This is a genomic window from Xanthobacter sp. BG11Y11_SDJG (genome assembly GCF_057364445.1).
In genome coordinates this window covers 1-4,943 of record NZ_JBNFNU010000319.1, presented here as the reverse complement: position 1 = coordinate 4,943, position 4,943 = coordinate 1, and the positions used below count along the sequence as shown (strand labels likewise).

Sequence of the window (4,943 nt, the reverse complement as noted above, 5' to 3'; positions counted from 1 at the left end):
CGGTGCGCGCCAGTCGAAGAAGGCGCGCACCGCGTAGGCGCAGGATTCCGGCGTGCCGGAAGGCGGCGACGCCCGCCTCCGCCAGCAGGCTCAGCGAGGTGGCCGCGTGCGGCGTCAGGAACGCCGCCACCGGCGTATCGGGATTGTCCCGCGTCGCCGAGACGATGGGCAGCACCGCCCGGTCGGGGCGGAACTGGGAGGACGAGCCCACCACCGACACCACGAGGTCGCAGTCCTCCGAGGCCATGAGGGCGCTGAGCACCGGCCCGTAGGTCTTGGCGTTGGTGCCGGCGAGCGTGAGGTCGATGAGCGGAGCGCGGGCGATGGCGATGCCCTGGGCGGCGAGACTGTCCACGCACGCCTGCGAGGGCGGAGCGATGACGATGTCGTGGCGCGAGAGCGCGTCCACCACCAGCGTGCCGCCGCCGCCCGTGGTGGTGACGACCGACACGCGTCGTCCCGGCGCCGGCCTGTGGCCCCGCACCAGCGGCGCCACCTCCAGGAAGGCGTCCATGGTCTCCACCCGCACCACGCCGATATCGGCGAGGAAGGCATCCACGGCCGCGCCGCTGCCCACCAGGGCGCCGGTATGGGAGGCGGCGAGCGTCTCGCCCACCTGCGAGCGGCCGACGCGGAAGGCGATCACCGGCTTGCCGGCGGCGAAGGCGCGCCACGCCATGGCGGCCAGCGCATCGGGATTGCGCACGGTCTCCAGGAACAGGAGGATGGCGTCGGTGCCGGGATCGTCCACCAGCAGGTCGCCGGTCTCGGCGACACCGAGGTCGGCCTCGTTGCCCACCGAGATCATCTTGGAAAAGCCGATGCCGCGCTCGATGCCGCGCGAGAGCACGGCGCCGATCAGGCTGCCGCTCTGCGAGACGAGGCTGTAGCGGCCGGGCCGCAACTCGGGCAGCGACAGGATTTCGTTGGCGGACAGCGCCACATGCTCCGGCAGATTGATGATGCCGAGGCTGTTGGGGCCGAGCAGCCGGAGCCCGGCGTCGCGCGCCATCTCCACCAGCTCATCCTGGCGGCGGCGGCCATGATCGCCGCTCTCGGCGAAGCCGTTGCTGAGGATGGTGGCGCAGCGCACCCCGGCCCGGCAGCAGTCGGACACCGCATCCTTCACCGCGTCCGTCGGCAGCATGATGAAGGCGTGGTCCACGGCCGGCCGATGTCGTCGATGCGGGCGAAGGCGCGCTCGCCGAACACGCTGTCGCGATAGGCGTTGATGGGGAAGATCTCGCCGCCATAGCCGTGCCGCCGCAGATATTGGTGCGGCAGCGAGGCGTGCTTGTTCTGGTCGCCGGAGGCGCCCACCAGCGCGATGCTGCGCGGGCGGAACAGAGCGTCGGCGATGGAGGGCACGGCGCTCATGCGGTTTCCTTCGCCCGGCTCTCGGCCCGCTGCGGGAAGGTGCGGTCGAACACGTGCTCGGCAATGCGGTTGAGAAGAATTTCGATGGCGCCACCGGCGATCATCCAGCCGCGGGTGCGGCGGAAGCAGTATTCCACCAGCGAATCCTGGCTGTAGCCGGCGCCGCCCATCACCTGCATGGCCTCGTTCGCCACGTTGAAGCCGGCGCGGTTGCAGGCGACCTTGGCGATCGCCGTCTCCTCCGCCGAGGGAAAGCCCCGGTCGGCGCTGGCGGCGGCGCGGTAGAGCAGGAGCTGCGCCGCGTCGAGCTGGATCTTCATCTCGGCGAACTTCCACTGCAGGCCCTGGAACTCGGCCAGCGCGCGGCCGAACTGGCGCCGGGTCAGCGCATGCTCGCGCGCCGTCTCGTAGGCGTAGCGGCCGAGCGCGAGCGCGCGCGAGGAATTGCCGATGCGCTCCACGTTGAAGCCGGAGATCTGCTTCTTGAAGCCGCCCGGCCCGAGCAGCACGTTCTCCGGCGGGATGTAGACATTGTCGAAGAACAGCGGGTTCCACTCCTCGCCGGAGAGGAACGGCACCTGGCCGCCGAAGGTGAAGCCCTCCATGCCGCGCTCCACCAGCACCGAGCCGATATTGCCGGTGCCCGGCCCGAAGCGCACATAGACCAGGAATACGGTGGCATGGGTGCCGTGGGTGGTGAAGATCTTCGAGCCGTTGAGGCGGAAGCCCTTGCCGTCCGGCTTCACGGAGGCCTGAAGCTCGGTGACGGCGGAGCCCGCGCCGGGCTCGGTCATGGCCACCGAGATGAGGCCCTTGCCCGCGAACAGGGGCTTCAGGTAGCGCTCGCGCTGCTCCGGGGTCGCGTACTGGGCGAGCACGCGGATGGCGCCGAAATTGCCGGCCTGGACCACGTCGGCCGAGCGCGGGCAGGAGCGCGCCACCTCCTGGATGGCGATGACCGCGTCCATCAGCGTCCCGCCGATGCCGCCATTCTCCTCGCTCGCGGTGATGCCGATGAGGCCCTGCTCCGCCATCATCTGCGCCACGTCCCAGGGATAGGCGTTGGCGTGGGCGCGCGCCAGCGCGCCGGCCGCAAGGTGCCGCTCGGCGAAGGCGCGCACGGCGTCGCGGAAGAGGGTCTGTTCCTCGGTGAGGCTGAAATCCATGGCCGTGTCCTAGACCGCGCGGCTGGCGCGGATGCGTGTGTCGGGCGGCGCGCGCTCGGCGTCGCCGATGGTCGGGGCGGGGCGGCGGGTCTCGCGCACGAGGCCTGCGCCCTTGAGGCCGCTGCGCAGCGTGTAGGTGGTGCCCTCGGTGGGGTGCTCCACCTGCTCCACCACGCCGCGGCTCGCCGCGTGGGGGCTCGCCACCGCCTCGTCGGGGGTGAGCACCGGCATCACCGGCAGCGCATGGGCGACCATCAGGGCGCCGATCTCGTCGCGGTCGCGGGCGAGGCAGAATTCGGCGATGGCGGCGCGGAACAGCTCGGCGCGCGGGCCGTGGCTCGAGAGCCGGTCCACCGGCGTCTCGTCGGCGAAGGCGAGGTCGTGCCGGCCGATCACCGCGCAGAAGCGCCGCCAGATTTTCGCTTCCAGCAGGCACACCGCGACGCGCTTGCCGTCGCGGGTGGGATAGGTGGTGTAGCGCGGGCTGCCGCCGAACACCTCCATGGCCGGGGTGCCGGTGCCGCCGGCGCGCCGGCCGAGAGCGCTGGCGAGCGCGATGTTCCCCATGCCCATCAGCGCGTCGTACATGGCGACGTCGAGGAAGGCGCCCTCCCCGTCCCGGTCGCGGTTGCGCAGGGCGGCGAGGATGGCGATCACCGCCATCGCCCCGGCGGAATAGTCGCCGGCCTGGAAATAGGGCGCGGCGTCGGCGGTGTTGGCGAGCAGGCCCGTGCTCGCCTGGATCGCGAGGTCGTGCCCGGCGATGCCGGAGAGCGCGCCGTCATGGCCGAAGCCGGTGATGCTGCAATAGATGAGGCGCGGATTGAGCGCGCGGGCGCGCTCGTAATGCACCTCCAGCTTCTCCGCGCCGCCGCGGCCGAAGCTCTCCACCAGCACGTCCGCTTCCGCGATCAGGCGGTGCGCCGCCGCCCGGCCCTCGGGGGCGGAGAGATCCACCGCCAGCGAACGCTTGCCACCATTGACCGAGCAGAAATAGACGCTCTCGTTCGCGTAGAGCGGCGCATTGTGGCGGCTCGGGTCGCCGTCGGGTCGCTCGACCTTCACCACCTCGGCACCGAGGTCGGCGAGCATCTGCGCGCACCAGGGGCCGGGCAGCAGGCGGCTGAAGTCCGCCACCTTGATGCCGGAGAGGGGAAGCACCTCGGCCATGGCTCAGGCTCCGGTGAAGCTGGCGGGCCGCTTCTCCAGGAAGGCGGTGATGCCCTCCTGCTTGTCGCGGGTGCCGTAGACGGTGGTGACGAGGAAGGTCTCGAACTCGATGGCCGAGGCGAGATCCATCTGCAGGCCGCGATGCACCGCGCGCTTGACGAAGGCGAGGCTCAGCGGCGCGCGGGTGGCATAGAGCGTCGCCATCTCCAGCGCCTTGTCGAGCGCTGCGCCGCGCGGCGTGACGCGGTTGACGAGGCCGATGCGCAGCGCCTCGGCGGCATCGATCGGCTCGGCGGCGAACAGCATGTCGAGCGCGTTGGACGGCCCCACCACGCGCGGCAGGCGCTGGGTGCCACCGGCCCCCGCCACGGTGCCGATGCGCGCGCTGGTGATGGCGAAGCTCGATCCCTCCCCGGCGACGCGCAGGTCGGCGGCGAGCGCCAGTTCCAGCCCGCCGGTCATGCAGAAGCCCTCGATGGCGGCGATCACCGGCTTTGCGGAAGTCTCCAGCGCCGCGTTGAGCGCGTGCCACTGCTTGAAATAGCGGGTGCCGTCGGTGGCGGTCTTGATCTTCACCGCCTCGGTGAGGTCGGCGCCGGCGGAGAAATACTCCTGCCCGCCATAGAGGATGATGGCGCGGGCCTCGGCGTCGTCCTCGGCCGCCTCGGTGGCGGCGATTATCTCGGCCATCATCTTGAGGCTGACGGCATTGCGCCGCTCCAGGCGGGCGAGATGGAAGATCAGCGCCGGCCCCCGGCGCTCCACGCGAATGGTCTCAAAGCTGCTCATGAAGGCACCCGGTTGGAAAACGCCTGATTGTGAAAACGTCTCGATCAGCGCGGCGGTCGCATCGGGCGCTTCGTACGGCACGAAGTGGCCGGCGCCCGGCAGGATGTGGACCTCGGCATCGGGGCGCACCGCGCGCACCACCCCGGCCCGGTGGGCCACCGACGGCACGCAGAGCTGATCCTTGCCGCCCCAGATGGCCTGGACCGGGCACGGCACCCGCACGAGGTCGGCCACCAGGCGGTCGGCAAGGCTGATGACGCGGCTGTCGAAGCGCTGGCGGGCGATGTTGGCGCTGTGGAGGTCGACCACCGGATCGTCCGCGGACGGGACGCGCGAGAGCATGAAGGCGCCGAGATTCTGCGCCACCGCGGCGCGGTGGCCGCGGGTCCTGCGCCGCGCTCGGCGTCGGCACGATGGGCAGCCGGCCGCCCCTCCGGCACG

Annotated in this window: 4 protein-coding genes and 1 pseudogene; all 5 read right to left on the bottom strand. The window is 71.4% G+C overall.

What is annotated here, in order from left to right; translation table 11 throughout:
* Nucleotides 1-1,165: pseudogene (locus AC2W7M_RS19675) on the bottom strand (acetate--CoA ligase family protein); the annotation flags it as partial.
* The gene (locus AC2W7M_RS19670) at nucleotides 1,126-1,377 is read right to left on the bottom strand and encodes a CoA-binding protein (protein WP_486134259.1); all 252 of its coding nucleotides are present in this window, start codon (nucleotides 1,375-1,377) and stop codon (nucleotides 1,126-1,128) included. The pseudogene AC2W7M_RS19675 and the gene AC2W7M_RS19670, both read right to left, overlap by 40 nt.
* Nucleotides 1,374-2,543 (bottom strand): acyl-CoA dehydrogenase family protein, encoded by a 1,170-nt coding sequence (locus AC2W7M_RS19665; protein WP_486134258.1) that lies wholly within the window; start codon nucleotides 2,541-2,543, stop codon nucleotides 1,374-1,376. The genes AC2W7M_RS19670 and AC2W7M_RS19665 overlap by 4 nt, the downstream gene beginning before the upstream one ends.
* Before the next feature lie 9 nt (nucleotides 2,544-2,552).
* Nucleotides 2,553-3,713 carry a CaiB/BaiF CoA transferase family protein gene (locus tag AC2W7M_RS19660; RefSeq protein WP_486134256.1) on the bottom strand — a complete coding sequence of 387 codons (1,161 nt, stop codon included), beginning with the start codon at nucleotides 3,711-3,713 and terminating at the stop codon, nucleotides 2,553-2,555.
* A gap of 3 nt (nucleotides 3,714-3,716) precedes the next feature.
* Nucleotides 3,717-4,943, bottom strand: a 1,227-nt coding sequence (locus tag AC2W7M_RS19655) for an alpha/beta fold hydrolase (RefSeq protein WP_486134254.1), incomplete at its 5' end; no start/stop codon positions are given.

Excerpts from the sequence above, each read along its gene's own strand:
- AC2W7M_RS19670 (WP_486134259.1), bottom strand. The coding sequence starts at position 1,377 with ATGAGCGCCGTGCCCTCCATCGCCGACGCTCTGTTCCGCCCGCGCAGC.
- AC2W7M_RS19665 (WP_486134258.1), bottom strand. The coding sequence starts at position 2,543 with ATGGATTTCAGCCTCACCGAGGAACAGACCCTCTTCCGCGACGCCGTG.
- AC2W7M_RS19660 (WP_486134256.1), bottom strand. The coding sequence starts at position 3,713 with ATGGCCGAGGTGCTTCCCCTCTCCGGCATCAAGGTGGCGGACTTCAGC.